Origin of the sequence: Actinacidiphila guanduensis (assembly GCF_900103985.1) — a bacterium.
Classification (GTDB): Bacteria; Actinomycetota; Actinomycetes; order Streptomycetales; family Streptomycetaceae; genus Actinacidiphila; species Actinacidiphila guanduensis.
The window spans coordinates 229,703-245,657 of the sequence record NZ_FNIE01000003.1 but is presented as its reverse complement, the minus strand read 5'-3'; the positions used below and the strand labels follow the sequence as shown (position 1 = coordinate 245,657).

The 15,955-nt window shown below is 74.1% G+C and carries 13 protein-coding genes; 4 read left to right on the top strand and 9 right to left on the bottom strand.

Annotated elements, in window-relative coordinates; translation table 11 throughout:
- Positions 1–185 precede the first annotated feature (185 nt).
- Genes paaE through paaA form a run of 5 tightly spaced genes read right to left on the bottom strand, consistent with a single transcriptional unit; the run spans position 186 to position 4,100 of the window.
- Positions 186–1,316, bottom strand: coding sequence for a 1,2-phenylacetyl-CoA epoxidase subunit PaaE (paaE, locus tag BLR33_RS07385; RefSeq protein WP_093783472.1), 1,131 nt, complete (start codon positions 1,314–1,316; stop codon positions 186–188).
- Positions 1,316–1,837, bottom strand: coding sequence for a 1,2-phenylacetyl-CoA epoxidase subunit PaaD (gene paaD / locus BLR33_RS07380; RefSeq protein ID WP_093783471.1), 522 nt, complete (start codon positions 1,835–1,837; stop codon positions 1,316–1,318). Before paaD ends, paaE begins: the two co-directional genes overlap by 1 nt.
- Positions 1,831–2,778, bottom strand: a complete 948-nt coding sequence (gene paaC / locus BLR33_RS07375; RefSeq protein WP_093783470.1) for a 1,2-phenylacetyl-CoA epoxidase subunit PaaC — start codon at positions 2,776–2,778, stop codon at positions 1,831–1,833. The genes paaD and paaC overlap by 7 nt, the downstream gene beginning before the upstream one ends.
- A 12-nt stretch (positions 2,779–2,790) precedes the next feature.
- Positions 2,791–3,120, bottom strand: coding sequence for a 1,2-phenylacetyl-CoA epoxidase subunit PaaB (gene paaB, locus BLR33_RS07370; RefSeq protein ID WP_093783469.1), 330 nt, complete (start codon positions 3,118–3,120; stop codon positions 2,791–2,793).
- Positions 3,117–4,100 carry a 1,2-phenylacetyl-CoA epoxidase subunit PaaA gene (paaA, locus tag BLR33_RS07365; protein WP_093783468.1) on the bottom strand — a complete coding sequence of 328 codons (984 nt, stop codon included), beginning with the start codon at positions 4,098–4,100 and terminating at the stop codon, positions 3,117–3,119. Before paaA ends, paaB begins: the two co-directional genes overlap by 4 nt.
- 257 nt (positions 4,101–4,357) lie before the next feature.
- Between paaA and BLR33_RS07360 the strand changes: the two genes are divergently transcribed.
- Positions 4,358–6,190 carry a glycoside hydrolase family 76 protein gene (locus tag BLR33_RS07360; RefSeq protein WP_093783467.1) on the top strand — a complete coding sequence of 611 codons (1,833 nt, stop codon included), beginning with the start codon at positions 4,358–4,360 and terminating at the stop codon, positions 6,188–6,190.
- A 77-nt stretch (positions 6,191–6,267) separates the two neighbouring features.
- Here the strand turns inward: BLR33_RS07360 and BLR33_RS07355 are convergent, their stop codons facing one another.
- Together BLR33_RS07355 and BLR33_RS07350 are read right to left on the bottom strand one after the other, a co-directional pair.
- Positions 6,268–6,684 (bottom strand): PIN domain-containing protein, encoded by a 417-nt coding sequence (locus tag BLR33_RS07355; protein ID WP_093783466.1) that lies wholly within the window; start codon positions 6,682–6,684, stop codon positions 6,268–6,270.
- Complete coding sequence (locus tag BLR33_RS07350) at positions 6,681–6,953, bottom strand: CopG family transcriptional regulator (protein ID WP_093783782.1); 273 nt, start codon at positions 6,951–6,953, stop codon at positions 6,681–6,683. Before BLR33_RS07350 ends, BLR33_RS07355 begins: the two co-directional genes overlap by 4 nt.
- A 162-nt stretch (positions 6,954–7,115) precedes the next feature.
- Here BLR33_RS07350 and BLR33_RS07345 point away from each other — a divergent pair, with 162 nt between their 5' ends.
- Both BLR33_RS07345 and BLR33_RS07340 read left to right on the top strand, forming a co-directional pair.
- Entirely contained in the window at positions 7,116–7,802 is a 687-nt protein-coding gene (locus BLR33_RS07345; protein WP_093783465.1) for a response regulator, read from the top strand.
- Positions 7,803–7,929: 127 nt separating this feature from the next.
- A complete protein-coding gene (locus BLR33_RS07340; RefSeq protein WP_093783464.1) occupies positions 7,930–8,751 on the top strand; it encodes a universal stress protein in 822 nt (273 codons plus the stop codon).
- Between the two features lie 29 nt (positions 8,752–8,780).
- On the opposite strand, the gene metG is transcribed toward BLR33_RS07340, so the two are convergent.
- Both metG and BLR33_RS07330 read right to left on the bottom strand, forming a co-directional pair.
- On the bottom strand, positions 8,781–10,403 hold the full coding sequence (gene metG / locus BLR33_RS07335; protein WP_093783463.1) for a methionine--tRNA ligase: 1,623 nt from the start codon (positions 10,401–10,403) through the stop codon (positions 8,781–8,783).
- Positions 10,404–10,514: 111 nt separating this feature from the next.
- On the bottom strand, positions 10,515–11,573 hold the full coding sequence (locus tag BLR33_RS07330) for a helix-turn-helix transcriptional regulator (protein ID WP_245771232.1): 1,059 nt from the start codon (positions 11,571–11,573) through the stop codon (positions 10,515–10,517).
- 374 nt (positions 11,574–11,947) lie between these two features.
- On the opposite strand from BLR33_RS07330, the gene BLR33_RS07325 reads away from it, so the two are divergent.
- Positions 11,948–15,934 (top strand): S8 family serine peptidase, encoded by a 3,987-nt coding sequence (locus BLR33_RS07325; protein WP_093783461.1) that lies wholly within the window; start codon positions 11,948–11,950, stop codon positions 15,932–15,934.
- Positions 15,935–15,955 lie beyond the last annotated feature (21 nt).

The following is a 15,955-nucleotide window of genomic DNA, read 5'->3' as shown; positions in this document are numbered from 1 at the left end:
GGTACCTCCCAGGCGAAGCTCTGGGGGAGGAACTGCGCGCTCAGCAGGCCACCGGCCTGCGGCCGGGAACGGTGAGGTGGGGGCAGACGCGTAGCCGAGGGGCGCTGGGGACCCCGGCTCACGACGGTGCGGTAGGCGGCAGCGGTGGGGAACGCAACGGCGAATGGGCGCCCCGTAGGAGAGAATTACGCGTCGTAGTCGAGGGAGAGTTCCTCCGAGGCCGGGAAGGACTGGCAGGTCAGGACGTAGCCGGCGGTGACCTCGGCCGGCTCCAGGGCGAAGTTGCGGCGCATGTCGGCCTTGCCCGAGGTGACCAGCGCGCGGCAGGTGCCGCACACCCCGCCCTTGCAGGCGAAGGGCAGGTCCGGCCGGGTGCGCTGGGCGCCCTCCAGGAGGGTGGTGTCCACCGGCAGGTCCGCGGTGCTGGAGCGGCCGTCGAGGGTGATCACGGCCCGGCTCACCGGGCCCCGCACCGCCCGCTCCTCGTGCCGCAGCGGCGTGACCGGTTCGTCGTCGGCGAAGAACAGCTCCTGGTGGATCCGCTCGCGCGGCACCCCCAGCCGCTCCAGCAGGGCACGCGCGTCGGCCACCATTCCGTAGGGGCCGCACAGCCACCAGTGGTCCGCCCGGGGCACGTCCACCAGGCCGGCGACCAGCGCCGCGAGCCGCTCCGCGTCGAGCCGGCCCGTCAGCAGTTCGGCCTCGCGCGGCTCGCGGGAGAGCACGTGGCCGATCTGGAAGCGGGCCGGGTAGAGGTCCTTCAGGTCCGCCAGGTCGTCGGCGAACATCACCGTGCCGGTGCGGCGGTTGCCGTAGAAGAGGGTGACCCGGGACCGCTCGTCGGCGGCCAGCACGGACTCGGCGATCGCCATCATCGGGGTGATGCCCGAGCCCGCGGCCACAAGCACGTGGTGGCCCGGCACCGCGAGGTCCGGCGTGAAGGCCCCGCTGGGCGCCAGCGCCTCCACCGCGTCGCCCGGCCGCACCTCGTGCACCAGCCAGGAGGAGAACAACCCGCCGGGCACCTCCCGCACCCCGATCCGCAGGCCCGCCCCCGCCGGCGAGCAGATCGAGTACGAGCGGCGCTCGTCGCGCCCGTCCACCACCCGGCGCAGCGTCAGGGACTGACCCGGGCGGTGCGCGAACTCCCCGGCGAGCGCGGCCGGCACCTCGAAGGCGACCTCCACCGCGTCCGCGCACAGCGGCCGGACGGAGGCCACCCGCAACGTGTGGAAGGCGGGGCGGCGCCGGGGACGCACGCCCCGGTCGGCGGCTGCGCCGGGCGCGGGGGAGGGCGGGGCGCTGCTCGCGGCCATCACAGCTCCTTGACGTGCTCGAAGGGCTCCCGGCAGGCGCAGCAGCGCCACAGGGACTTGCAGGCGGTGGCCGAGAAGTGCGAGGTCTCCTCGGTGTCGGCCGAGCCGCAGCGCGGGCACTCCACGGCGTGCCGGGTCGCGCCCAGCACCAGCGGCACCGGCCCGCCCGTCCGCCGGGGCGCGGGCCCGGGCGGGGCGATGCCGTGGGCGGCGAGCTTGCGGCGGCCCTCGGCGGTGATCAGGTCGGTGGACCACGGCGGGTCCAGCACCGTGCGCACCTCGACGCGGGCGAACCCGGCCGCCCGCAGCCGCGCCGCCACGTCCGCCCGCATCTCGGCCATCGCCGGGCAGCCGGAGTACGTGGGCGTCAGCTCGGCCACCACCGCGCCGCCCGGCTCCACCCGCACCCCGCGCAGCACCCCGAGGTCGGCCAGGGTGAGCATGGGCAGCTCCGGATCGGGCACCCGCGCGGCCGCCTCGCGCGCCCGGCGCTCCTGCTCCACCGCCGGCGCGCTCACCACGTCGCCTCCGGATGGGCGCGGGCCACCTGCTGCAACTCCGCGAGCAGCGGCGCCAGATGGGCGGTGTGCCTGCCCTCGCGGCCGTCCGCGGAACCCGGTTCGTCCGGCACCGGCAGGGCGCCGGCCAACTCGGCCTCGGCTAGGACCTGTTCGAGCACCGAGACGGTCTCCGCCCGTACGGCGGCACCGTCGGCGGGGCTGCTCGCGAACACCTCCGGCAGATAGGGGGCGACCTGGGCCAGGGCGGCGCGCATCCTGCGGTGCGACTCCTCGGTGCCGTCGCCGAGCCGTACCGCCCACTGGGCCGCGTACTGCCGGTGGTAGGTCAGCTCGGGCACCGCCTTGGCGGCGACCGCCGCGAGCACCGGGTCCTGCGCGCCGGTCAGCCGGTGCAGCACCGCGAGCCGCCAGGTGCTCAGCACGAGCAGCCGCACGATGGAGAACGCGAAGTCGCCGTTGGGCAGTTCGGCGAGGGTGACGTTGCGGAAGTCGGCCGGGTCGCGGAAGTACGCGTAGGCGTCCTCGCCGCGGTCCGTGCCGTCCGCGCGGCCGCAGCGGGCGTAGAGCAGGCGGGCCTGGCCGAGCAGGTCGAGGCCGATGTTCGCCAGCGCCACCTCCTCCTCCAACTCCGGGGCGCGGGTGCACCATTCGGCCAGCCGCTGGGCCTGCACCAGGGCGTCGTCGGCGAGTTCGAGGCACAGCGAGGCGAGCGCGGCGCCGTCCACGCCGGGCGGCACCGCGGTGTCCACGCCGTGCAGCGGGTCGGTGAAGCCGGTGCCGAACGCCCAGCGGCCGCTGTCGTCGTCGTGCTCCTCGGCGAGCGAGAGGTAGACGTGGTCCGTGCCGGCCGCCGGCGAACTCCCGGGCGCGGCGGGCGACTCGGGCGGCTCGGGCGTCACGGCGGCCTGGGACGTCCCGGGCGTCTCGGGTGCGGGGCTCATGGGGCCTGGCTCCTAGATGTGCGGGACGTCGTCGGGGATGTCGTAGAAGGTCGGGTGCCGATAGACCTTGTCGGCGCTGGGCGCGAAGAAGGGGTCCTTCTCGTCGCGGGTGGAGGCCGCGATGTGGGAGGAGCGCACCACCCAGATCGACACCCCCTCGTTGCGCCGGGTGTAGAGGTCGCGGGCGTGGCCGAGGGCCATCGCGTCGTCGGCGGCGTGCAGGGAGCCGACGTGCACGTGGTTCAGGCCGCGCTTGCCGCGGACGAACACCTCGTACAGCGGCCACCCCTCCTGCGGGCCGCGGCCGGCTCCACCGCTCCCGTGCTGCTCGGTCCCGCTCACACCCCTGCTCCTTCCGGTGCCTCGGCGCGCCGCGCCCGCCGCCGGGCCTGCTTGGCCGCGTGCGCGGTCGCGGCCTCGCGCACCCAGGCGCCCTCGGCGTGCGCCTCGCGCCGGCGGGCCATCCGCTCGGCGTTGCAGGGCCCGTCGCCCTTGATCACCCGCTGCAGCTCCGACCAGTCGGGGGTGCCGAAGTCGTACCGGCCGCTCTCCTCGTTCCACCGCAGCTCCGGGTCGGGCAGGGTGACGCCGAGCTTCTCGGCCTGCGGCACGGTCATGTCGACGAACCGCCGGCGCAGCTCGTCGTTGCTGTGCCGCTTGATCTTCCAGGCCATGGAGGCCGCGGAGTTGGGGGAATCGCTGTCGGGCGGGCCGAACATCATCAGCGACGGCCACCACCAGCGGTCCACCGCGTCCTGCACCATCGCGCGCTGGGCGTCGGTGCCGCGCATCATCGTCAGCAGCAGCTCGTACCCCTGGCGCTGGTGGAAGGACTCCTCCTTGCAGATGCGCACCATCGCGCGGGCGTAGGGCCCGTACGAGCTGCGGCACAGCGGCACCTGGTTGCAGATCGCGGCGCCGTCCACGAACCAGCCGATGACGCCGACGTCGGCGAAGGTGACCGTCGGGTAGTTGAAGATCGAGCTGTACTTCTGGCGGCCCTCGATCAGGCGGGCGGTGAGGTCGGCCCGGTCGGCGCCGAGCGTCTCGGCGGCCGAGTAGAGGTAGAGGCCGTGCCCCGCCTCGTCCTGCACCTTGGCGAAGAGGATCGCCTTGCGGCGCAGCGAGGGGGCGCGGGTGATCCAGGCGCCCTCGGGCTGCATGCCGATGATCTCGGAGTGCGCGTGCTGGGCGATCTGCCGCACCAGGGTCCTGCGGTACGCCTCCGGCATCCAGTCCCGCGGCTCGACGCGCTGGTCGCGGGCGATCGTGGCGTCGAAGCGGGCCTGGTGCTCCTCCTCCGCCGCGTCTGGTGTCGTCATGGGCACTCCCCGGATAGCCAACCGACCGTTCGTTCGGTAGTCCAGTCTCGCCGATCGCCGCGGCCGCCGCAAGTGTCCCCGGCGGTGGGCGCGCCGGACGCGCCGCGGCCGCGGGCGACGGTTGCGCCCTTCGCGCGGGGACCGGGCCCCCGGATGCGTGCCTGTGTGCGGTCGTGGCGGATTTCGGTATGGACATGTCAATTCGCTCGTGCTGTCATGCCCTCGTAGCGCACTTTTCCAACGTTGTAGGAGCCGTCATGCCGCGCAGATCCTCGTGGCTGTTCGCCCTCGTCCTGGCCCTCGCCGTGGCCGGCCTGCTGCCGGCCGCCGCCCGGCCCGCCGCCGCGGCGGCACCCGCCGACTCCACCCAGGTGTGCGCGCTGTACTGCGACACCCTGGACCCCTCCCGCGCCGCCCAGGAGACCTTCCCCGTCCCCGACGCCGGCGCGAACGGCCGCGTGGTGCGGCTGCACGTCGACGACGCCGACGGCATGGCCTGGGCGAGCATCGACAACGGCCAGCCGAACGACTCGGTGTGGCTGGACCGCTCGTGGGACGGCGGCGCCACCTGGGACGGGCTGCTCGGCAAGGCGTGGATCCCCTCGACGTGGGCCGGCACCCGCACCCTGATGTACAACCTCTACGACCCCACCCATCACCGCCGCGCCGTCCTGCGCGCCTGCGGCGACTCCCAGGGCGTCAGCTGCACCTCCTGGGCGCACCTGAACGTGTGCGCGGCCGCCTGCGACGGCTCCGGCAGCGCGCCCGGCGACACCCAGCCGGTGCCGGCCACCACCCTCAACGGCCGCACCATCGCGCTGCACATGGACAGCAGCGGCATGGCCTGGGGCACCATCTCCGGCGGCACCGCGGGCGACGAGATCTGGCTGGACCGCTCCTGGGACGAGGGCGCGAGCTGGCCCGACGGCTCCTCCAAGGGCCGCACCAGCACGCCGGCCGGCGCCACCGGCACCAGGACCGGCCGCTACAACACCGACGACCCCCAGGGCCGGCTCTACGGCGGAGCGGTCCGCGCCTGCGGCCGCGCGGTCGAGGGGCAGAACGGCAGCTGCACCGCCTGGGCCCGGCCCGCCGCATCGCCCGCGGCCGGCGCCGCCGACGCGCTGATGTACTCCTACGACCCCAACACCGCGTACTGGCCGTCCAGCTGGTGGAACTCCGCGGTCGCCCTGGCCACCGTCATCGACTACATGCGGCAGACCGGCGACACCCGCTACCTGTGGATCGTGGACCGCACCTACCAGGTGGACCGCGTCTCCTTCCCCGCCGGCGCCCGCAGTTCGGACCCGATCGACGGCGACTTCATCAGCCGCGCCACCGACGACGCCGAGTGGTGGGCGCTGGCCTGGGTCGACGCCTACGACCTCACCCACGACCAGAAGTATCTGAACGAGGCGGCCACCATCGCCACCTACGTCAACGGGCTGTGGGACACCGGCACCTGCGGCGGCGGGGTGTGGTGGGACCGCGAGCGCACCTACAAGAACGCGGTCACCAACGGCCTCTACGTCCGGCTGACCGCCTCCCTGCACAACCGCATCCCCGGCGACACCGCCTGGCTGTCGCGGGCCACCACCGCTTGGACCTGGTATCAGAACAGCGGCCTGATCAACTCCTCCGGCCTGGTCAACGACGGCCTGACGAACGCCTGCACCAACAACGGCCAGACGGTCTGGTCCTACAACCAGGGCCTGGCGATCGGCGCCGCCGTCGAGATGTGGCGGGCCACCGGCAGCAGCGCCGACCTCGCCACCGCCCGCCGGCTCGCCGACGCCGCCATCGCCTCGCCCTCGCTGGTCAGCGCCGGGGTGCTCACCGAGTCCTGCGACACCCCGACCCCCACCTGCGACGACAACGGCAAGCAGTTCAAGGGCGTCTTCATGCGCTACCTCCAGGACCTCGACTCGGCCACCGGCAACGCCTACCACTCCTTCGCGGCCACCCAGGCCGCCACCGTGTGGCCCACCCGCGACTCCCTCAACCACCTCCCCGAACGCTGGACCGGCACCGGCCCGCGGGACTGGCGCACCGAGGCGTCCGCCCTGAGCGCCCTCCTCGCCGGCTCCTGAAACCACCGCGGGCGGCGTCCCGGAAGGCATGGGCGCCCCCCTCCTGATCGGTGACCACCTGATCCGGGACCGGTCGCTCAGACCTTGACCACGACGACCCGGCCTGCCCGGTCAAGGGCGGCCAGGTCGTCGGGATCGGACGTGAGAACGGTCACGGGTCCAGGAGCGGCCAGGGCGGTTGCGGTCAGGATCGCGTCGATGGCGTACTTGTGACCGTGCAGCCCGGCGTCGGCGAGCAGCGCGGAGGCGTGGCGGGCGATGGCCTCGGTGACCGGTTCGACGACCAAGCGCGAGAGGGTCCATTCCAGCGCCGCCCGGTTCACGCCGGGGTGGACGACCTCTACGAGGGTGGCGGCGCTGGTGATCACCCGCATGTCGTCCGCCCGGGCGAGGGCGAGCCATCCAGTGACTTCCCGGTCGCGTGCGACGGCTTTCGACAGGCCCTCGCTATCCAGGACGAGGCTGCCGCTGGGCACGGCGGGAGAGCGGCTCATGCGGCGTGCGAGCCCGTTCCCCGGCTGGTCCGCTGCGCTTGACGGGCTGCCTGCAGGCGCTCACGCAGGACCTGGACCTCCTCGTCCGTCACGGGCCCGTGCTCGGCTTCGGCGACGGCGATGAGCTCGTTCAGGTTGTCCCGCTCGATTTGCCGCGCGACCGCCGAGGCGACGTATGCGGACAGTCCCGAGTGGCCGCTTCGGGCACGGGCGGCCTCGGCGATGTCCCGGGGCATGGTGATCGAATACTTCTGGGTAGGTTCGCTCATGCTCCACATCCTACCTCGTATGCTACTAGTGCGGGGCTGGAGCAGGGGACGGGCCGAACAGCAAGAGGGCCGTTCGGCCCTGGTGCGGGGGTGGGATGGGGGCGATGATCGGGGCTCGGCCGGTGGACGCAGGGTGCCGGCAGGTGACGGGGAAGGACCGACATGACCCAGCCGCGGCAGTTCTCCCCGCAGACGCCGATCAGGGTGTTCCTCCTGGACGACCACGAGGTCGTACGACGCGGGGTGCACGACCTGCTGGACGCCGAGCCCGACATCGAGGTGGTGGGCGAGGCCGGCTCGGCCGACCACGCGCTCGCCCGCGGACCCGCCCTTCGGCCGGACGTCGCCGTGCTCGATGTGCGGCTGCCCGACGGCGACGGCATCACCGTCTGCCGCGAACTGCGGTCCGCCATGCCGGGGTTGGCGTGCCTGATGCTGACCTCGTTCGATGACGACGACGCGCTGCTGGATGCCATCATGGCCGGCGCCTCGGGCTATGTGCTCAAGCAGATCAAGGGCTCCGACCTGGTCTCGGCGGTCCGCACGGTGGCCTCCGGGCAATCGATGCTCGACCCCGCCACCACCGCCCGGCTGATGCAGAGCCTGCGCCAGGACGGTCCCGCCGAGCAGCCGGAGCAGCAGGCGCTGGCCGGTCTGTCGCCGCGCGAGCGGGAGATCCTCGGGCTGATCGGCGAAGGGCTGACGAACCGCCAGATCGGTGCCCGCCTCTACCTGTCGGAGAAGACGGTCAAGAACAACGTCTCGCGCCTGCTGGCCAAGCTGGGTGTCGAACGCCGCGTCCAGGCCGCCGTGATCGCCACCCAGGGTCCCCCGCCCACCACCCGCTGACCGCCGAACGGCCCCTTTTCGCAGGGCCGTTCGGCGGCCGTGACAGGCCCGGGCGGCCCTGACCGTACGCGTCGCCGCGCGGCCACCATCGAAACCGCGGGGGCATCGGGCGCGGGAGGGATCGGACATGACGGAACGTCAGGTGACGGTGGGCGTGGACGGATCGGTGACCGCCTTCGCGGCCCTCGACGAGGCGGCGGTCGAGGCCGCCCGCCGCGGCGCCCGCCTGCAGGTCGTGCACTGCGCCGAGGAGATCGACGCGGCCCCGCCGGTCCTGCGCGCGGCCCTGGCCCGGGTACGCGAGCGCCACCCCGGCCTGCCGGTCACCGCGGTGGCCGCCTCGGGCGACCCCGCCGACGTCCTGGCCGCGTACGGCCGGCGGGCCGAACTCACCGTCATCGGCTCGCGCGGCCTGAGCGGGTTCGCCGGGATGGTGCTGCACTCGGTGAGCCGGCGGCTGGCCGCCCGTACGCACAGCCCGCTGCTCGTCGTGCCCGGCCGCCACCCGAGCACGGTGCCGGGCCGCCGCCCGGCCGGAGTGCTGCTCGGGGTGGGGAGCGACGCGGACGCCGACGCGGCGCTCTTCGCCTTCGAGGAGGCGCGGCTGCGCGGCGCCGGGCTCACCGTGCTGCACGCCTGGACCTACCGGCAGCCCGCCGACGGCTCCGCGCCGGCCGAGGAGGAGGCCGCCCGGCAGGCCCGGCACGCGGCCGCGGTCGTCGGTGCCGCGGTGGCGGGGCTGCGCCGCAGGGTGCCGCACGCGCACGCCGAGACCGCCGCCGTACGGGCCGCCCCCTGCCGCGCCCTGCTCACGGCCGCGCACCGCAGCGAACTCGTCGTGGTCGCCACCCACCCGGGCCGCCCGCACGCGGCCCGCCGGGTCGGCCACGTCACCGAGGCGCTGCTCCACCACGCCCGCTGCCCCGTCGCCGTGGTCCCCGTCCCCTGACCGCGCCGCGCTGCCTTCGCCCCCTGGGGTCAGGGCGCTTCGGGGAGACGTGGGAACAGCGCGTCGCTTCTGGTCACCCGCGTGCCCGCCGGCAGGCGGCCCCACTCGGCGGCATCCTGCACGCGCTGCTCGGCCAGCGGGCCCAGGGCGGGTTCGGCGCCGAGGCAGGACCAGACCTGCTCGCTGCTCGCCGGCATGACCGGGTTGAGGAGCACGGCCACGGCCCGCAGGGATTCCGCCGCGGTGTGCAGGAGCGTCGCCAGCCGCGCCCGGGCCTCGGGTGAGGGGTCCTTGGCGACCTTCCACGGCTCCTGCTCGGTGAGGTAGCCGTTGACGAGGCCGATGAAGCCGAAGACCGCGGCGATGCCGCCGGCGAAGTCCAGCCGCTCGCCGATGCGTTCGTCGGCCTCGGCGACGGTCTCCGCCAGCCGCCGCACGACCTGCTCCTCGGCGGGGCCCGCGGCCGCGGCCGCCGGGAGCACCCCGTCGAAGTAGCGGCCGATCATCGCGGTGACCCGCGAGACCAGGTTGCCGTACTCGTTGGCCAGTTCGCTGGTGTAGCGGGCGGTGAAGTCCTCCCAGGAGAAGGAGCCGTCCTGGCCGTAGGCGATGGCGCGCAGAAAGTACCAGCGGTAGGCGTCCACCCCGAAGTGCTCGGTGAGCCGGGTGGGGGAGATGCCGGTCAGGTTGGACTTGCTCATCTTCTCGCCGCCGACCAGCAGCCAGCCGTTGGCGGCGACCCGGGCCGGCAGCGGCAGCCCGTTGGCCATCAGCATCGCGGGCCAGATGACGGCGTGGAAGCGCAGGATGTCCTTGCCGACGAGGTGGACGTCGGCGGGGAAGATGTCCGCGAACTGCTCCTCGTCGGCGCCGAACCCGACCGCGGTGGCGTAGTTCAGCAGGGCGTCGACCCACACGTAGATGACGTGCCCGGGGTCCCAGGGCACCTCGATGCCCCAGTCGAAGCCGGACCGGGAGACCGACAGGTCCCGCAGGCCGCGGCGGACGAAGCCGACGACCTCGTTGCGCGCGGACTCCGGGGTGATGAAACCGGGGTTCGCCTCGTAGTGCGCGAGGAGGCGGTCGGCGTAGGCGGACAGGCGGAAGAAGTAGTTCTCCTCCTCGAGGATCTCCACCGGGCGGCGGTGGATGGGGCAGAGCTTCTGCCCGGCGTACTCGCCCTCGCCGTCCAGGAGTTCGCCCGGCGACTTGTACTCCTCGCAGTGCACGCAGTAGGGCCCCTCGTAACTGCCCCGGTAGATCTCGCCCTTGTCGTACAACTCCTGCACGAACTCCCGGACGCGGGTGACGTGGCGCTGCTCGGTGGTGCGGATGAAGTCGTCGGCGGCGATGCCGAGATGGGCCCACAGCGGCTGCCAGGACTCGTGGACGAGCTTGTCGCACCAGTCCTGCGGGCTCATGCCGTGCGCCTGGGCGGTGCGCAGGATCTTCTGGCCGTGCTCGTCGGTGCCGGTGAGGAACCGGACCCGCTCCCCGCGCTGCCGGTGCCACCGGCTCAGGACGTCGCCCGCCACCGTGGTGTACGCGTGCCCCAGGTGCGGCACGTCGTTCACGTAGTAGATGGGCGTCGTCACATAGAACCGCTTCCCCGCCGTGTCCGCCACGTCCGCCGAGCCCGCCGTGTCCGCCATGGGCAGATCCTAGGGCGTGTCTGACAAATAGCGGCGTCCGCCCGGCAGCCCAGGCGGGATTTGTCAGACACGCCCTAGCCAGGACGACTGCCGGAAGCCGGTGACAAACGGTCAGCGGCCCGGGGTGAGCCAGCCGCGCTCCTGGGCCAGCAGCGCAATCTGGAAGCGGTTGCGCGCGCCCAGCGCCGTGCCGATGTCGCTGACGTCCTTCTGCACGGTGCGGCGGCTGACCCCCAGGGTGCGGGCGATCGTCTCCTGCTTCATGCCGAGCGAGAGCAGCCGCAGCACCTCGCGGGCCCGCGGGTTCGGGGCGTCCGCCGCGGGCGCCGGCGGCTGCGGCCGGGCCTCCTGGCCCCAGGGCACGCCGTGCTCCCACAGGCTCTCGAAGAGCGCCGCGAGCACATGGAGCAGCGTCGGGGAGTGCACCAGCAGCGAGCCGGCCGCCGCGTCGTCCCGGCGCAGCGGCATGATCGCCGTGGTGCCGTCGAACAGCACCAGCTTCATCGGCAGCCCGCTGGACAGCCGCACCTGGCCGCCGATCTCCACGCCGCGCCGGGCCGTTCCCAGCGACACCTCGTCGGTGAGGGTGTCGCTGTCGTACACCGACCGGAAGCGCACCCCCGCGCGGATCGCGGCCGCCTGCACCGCCAGCCGGTCCGGCACCCCGTCCACCGCCGCCACATAGGGCGGCATCACCAGGTGCAGCACCTCGTGCCGGGCCGCCCGCAGCAGATGGGCGTAGCGCGCGGTGACCTGCTCCTCGGTGTCGAGGATCTCGAACTGGTCCGAGGCGAAACGGTGGTTGCTCACCGAGATGTGCACCTCGTGCAGCTGCTCGGCGTGCCGCTCCAGCGTCGCCAGCTCCTCGCGCCGCCGCGCGAGCAGGGTGCCCAGCGCCGGGCGCGGCGGGCTGGCGCTCCAGCGCGCGGCGCGGCCGCTGACCCGTACCGCGAGGAGTTCGGCCTCCAGCAGCCGAAGGGCCCGCCCCGCGGCGGCCGTCGACGTGCCGAGCGCGGCGGCGGCCTCGGCGGGGGCCGTCTCCGGGTGCCCGACCAGGTACTCCAGCAGCCGCCCGGCCAGCGGCGGCAGGCCGAGCCCGCTCCAGGGGACCTGCGGCACCTGCGGGATCTGCGGCTCCGCGGCCATCGGGCGCCCCCTGCTGTCGTTCACCGGTGGGAGTGCTGCGATCGTAACCCGCGTGCCCCGCACGCCCGTTCGGCGGGGGAGCGTTCCCACGGCCGCCGCCGGGGCCGGCGAAACGGCCACTTCGGGACATCACGGTGCCAACTCCCGCCCGGCGGCCTGCTCCCGCGTCGCGCCTAAGCGCAACTGCGCCCAGCCGCATCCGCATTCCCTTGTCCCCGGGGGCACACCCGCCGCAAGGTGATCAGCATCCTTCCGCCGCACGACACCGGTACACCACCGCGCCCACCCTCCTTTCCCCGGCGTTCGCGACGGCACGGACCGGCACGAGCTCCCCCCACGCAGACGGACCCGCACGGAGCACCGCCCGCCCCCAAGTCCACCGCGCTAGGAGCACGTTGATGCACCGACATGTCAGAGGGGCAGCCGCCGCGCTGGCCCTGCTGGTCCCCCTCGTGGCGGCAGGCCCCGCCGTCGCCGCCCCCGCCGGCGCGAGCACCGCCCCCGCGAGGACCCCGGCGTCCACCACGCCCGCGACGCACACCCTCACCCTCGCCGACGGCTCGAAGGTGACCTGGTCCGGCGACGGCACCGGCACCCTCACCGACCCCCAGGGCCGCACCCGCGCCTTCCCCGTGCCGCGCTCGGCCGGCCGCACCGGGCTCGGCGCCACCCTGGCCCCCTCCACCACCGCGATCACCGCCCGCGCCCAGGCCACCCACGCGGCCCCGTACACCCTCGGCGCCCACAGCAGCGTGGCCGCCCGGCAGGCCGCCCCCGTCCAGCCGATGAACACGGGCCCGGTGAAGCTGCCCACCCCCGCCAAGGCGGCGCTGCGGCAGGACGCGCGCCAGGCGCCCGCGCCCGCCGCGACCACCGGCCTGCCCGCCAACGACGGCCTGAGCACGTCCTTCCAGTCCTACCTCAACGCCCAGGGTGTGGACGCCGCCGGCGCCTTCGCCGACGCCGCCACCTACCTGCACGCCCTGCCCGGCGCCGGCCAGATCGTCACCAACGTCTCCATCGGCGACCTCACCGACCAGTCGATGGCCGACAGCGGCGACGACTACGTGCGCGAGTACGGCCCCACCACCGTCGTCGAGAACGGGCAGCGCTACCTCGACGAGCCCTCCATGCCGCTCATCCCCACCTACACCGCCTCCGACGATGGCACGCTGGACCCGCTCGGCTCCGTCGAGGGCCAGGACCCCAGCCTCGGCGAGGTCCTGCTCGACTTCTCGATGATGGCCCCGCTCCCGCACGACCGGCAGCGCCCCGGCGCCACCGGCAGCGGCGCCACCGACCTGCTCGGTATCGCGCCCGGCGCCCAGTACCGCCTGGTGGTGCCGCAGGAGGCCAGCTACGAGGGCATCGCCGCCGCGCTGAAGGCCGCCGCGAACCAGAAGCCGCGGCCGAGCGTCATCACCGCCAGCCTCGGGTTCGGCACCGACGAGGAGATCGGCTTCCCCGGCCGCTACCTGGAGGACGACCCGACCATCCGGGCCACCCTGACGTCCATAGTGAAGTCCGGCATCGCCGTGGTCGTCTCCTCCAACGACGGCACCCGGCTCGCCCTGCCCGTCTCCGTCGGCCCCGACGGCGGCAGCACCCCCACCGACACCACCGCCAAGGCGGGCGCCCAGACCGGCATCGACGACGTCGAGCCCACCACCACGCCCTCCCAGGTGGTCGACAGCGGCGTCATCGCGGCCGGCGCCACCACCACCGACGACACGCTGACCTCCGCCGACACCCGGCAGGGCGTCTACCCGACGACCCGCTACAACGGCTCGGCCGCCTACTCCTCCGGCTTCGGCACCCGCGTCGACCTCGCCGCCCCCGGCGACGACCTGCCGTCCCTGATGCACGTGTGCACCTCCAGCCCGTGCAGCGCCCAGGACGTCGAAGTCGTGCTCAACGGCGGCACCTCCGCCTCGGCCCCCGAGATCGCCGCCGCCGTCGCCGACGTGCTCCAGGCGGCCCAGGCCACCCACCAGAGCCTGACCCCGCGCCAGGTCCGCGACCTGCTGGTGTCCACCGGCAACCCGATCGCCCAGCCCCCGCAGGCCGACCAGCCGCTGACCATGGGCACCCAACTCGACGTCACCGCCGCCGTGGAGAAGGTCCTCGCCAAGCGCTACCGCATCGCGCCGCAGCCCGTCCGGCTCTCCGTCGCCCAGCGGCAGCTGCTGCCCACGAGCTCCGGCACCGCCTTCACCGAGTCCACCGACCCCGCGGCGATCGACCTGTCCGGGCCCGCCGACGCCAACGGCACGCCCTCCGGCCAGAACGCCGTCTCGCCGATCACCCTCGGCCTGGACATGACCGGCGACCGCAGCGGCCTGACCTACCGGGTCCGGGTCGGCGGCGCGACCTTCACCACCGAGCAGCCCAGCCTGCGCCTGACGCCCGCGCAGATCCTGGGCGCGGCCGGCCTGCCGCTCGCCTCCGGCACCGCCCGCTCCGTTCCCGTCACCTTCCAGGCGCTGCGCGGCGGCAAGGTCGTCGGGCAGCTGTCGCAGAAGCTGACCTTCCTCGCCGACGACGGTACCTACGCCCAGGCGCTCGCCCCGGCGGCTCCCGGCGCCACCCCGCTCGGCCGGCCCGTCACGGTCTCCTACGACCTGACCGGCGTCCGTGGCGTGGACAGCCCCCGCCTGGTGCTCTCCTCCGTCGGCCACTACACGCCGAGCGCGGGCGTGGACGACTTCAACGTCCAGTGGTCCGCCCCGCTCACCGCCACCAAGGGCACCGTGACGATCCCCGCCGCCGCCTTCACCGCGGGCGGCGCCGGACTCTACGGCGTCGGCATCGAGCAGGCCGACCTCGCCGGGGTGCTCCCCGTCTACGGCGACTTCCGCGCCCTGCGGATCGGCCCCGCCGCCGACCAGCGCCCGGCCGCCCCGCTGCTGACCACCGCCGGCTACACCGCCGCGCACGCCGCCGACACCGCCCGCGGCGCGCCCAAGGCGACGGTGAGCTGGGACGCGAGCGGGGTGCCCGGCGCGGACGGCGCCGAGTTCGAGGTGATGTCCCCCGGGCCGACGCTCTACGGCTCGCTGAACACCGCCACCAACCAGAACGGCAGCCGCCGCGACGACGACGGCTTCAACCACGCCTCCACCCTCACCGTGCCGCTGCCCGCGGTGAAGGGCCGCACCGTGCTCGACCTCGCCGCCCTCAAGCTGCCGACCGGGCTGCAGTACCCGGTGCGGGTGCTCGCCACCCGGCACGGCTCGCCGGTCGGCCAGGCCTCCCCGACGTCCTTCCTGCAGTACCGCGACGGCGACCAGCTGACCGGCACCGTCGAGAGCTTCACCGTCTCCGGCGGCAAGGCGCTGATCTCCACCGACGCCTTCACCTACGTCGGCGGCAGCGAGCTGTACCACCTGGACCGCTCGGCGACCACCGGCTACGACCTGGCCACCGGCACCGCGGGCGGCTCCTTCGCCGAGTCCACCGACGGGCAGACCATGCAGGAGGTGCTCGGCGCCGACCCGGCCAGCGGCCATGCCCTCGTCATCCACACCCCGTTCGCCGGCTCCACGGCCGCGATCGACGTGGAGGACCCCGCCACCGGCAAGGCGGTGAAGGTCACCGCGCTGTCCGACCTCATCTCCGGCAGCGGCTACCTGGAGGGCGGCACGGTGGACGCCGCCCGCCACCGCGGCCTGGTCACCACCTACGAGCCCGACAGCGGACTCAGCCGCCTGTGGCCGGTCGACATGACCACCGGAAAGGTCGGCACGCCGCTGGCGCTCAACCCGCACAACCTCTACCGCTCCTACAACAGCGTCTCGGTGGACGCCTCCACCGGTGAGGCGTTCGTCGCCACCGGGGGCACCATGGGCCCGTGCCTGTCCGGCCGCGTCCCCTACGGCGCCGTGGGCGCCGACATCACCGCCGGCACCGTCACCCCCGTCGCGTCCTTGCCGCTGTGCGTCTCGGCGCTGCTGCCGGACGGCAAGGGCGACAAGCTGTACGGGGTCGTCGGCGCCGCCCAGCCCGACGCCGAGAGCGGCACCTTCCCCACCAGCACCTGGCTGACCGCCGACCAGAAGACGCTCACCGCCGCGGGGACGGCCGACACCGGCACCCGCGGCCCGGTCTGGCCGGCCCTGGACACCACCCACCGGGTCGCCGTGGAGGCGGCCCTGTACGAGAACGGGGTCGAGACCGACAACAACGCGATGAGCGAGATCACGGTGCTCGACCCGGCGACCGGCACCGTGCTGGCCCGCCACCCGGTGGCCGACCTCGTGGACTCCACCGTCGCCGGCTCCAACTTCGACTTCACCGGCCGGCAAGGGCTCTTCCTCGACCCGGCGACCCGGACCGGATGGGTGGTGAACGCCTGGGGGACGGGGCTGGAGCGATTCTCGTACTGACGCGGGCGAGGCGCGTGCCGT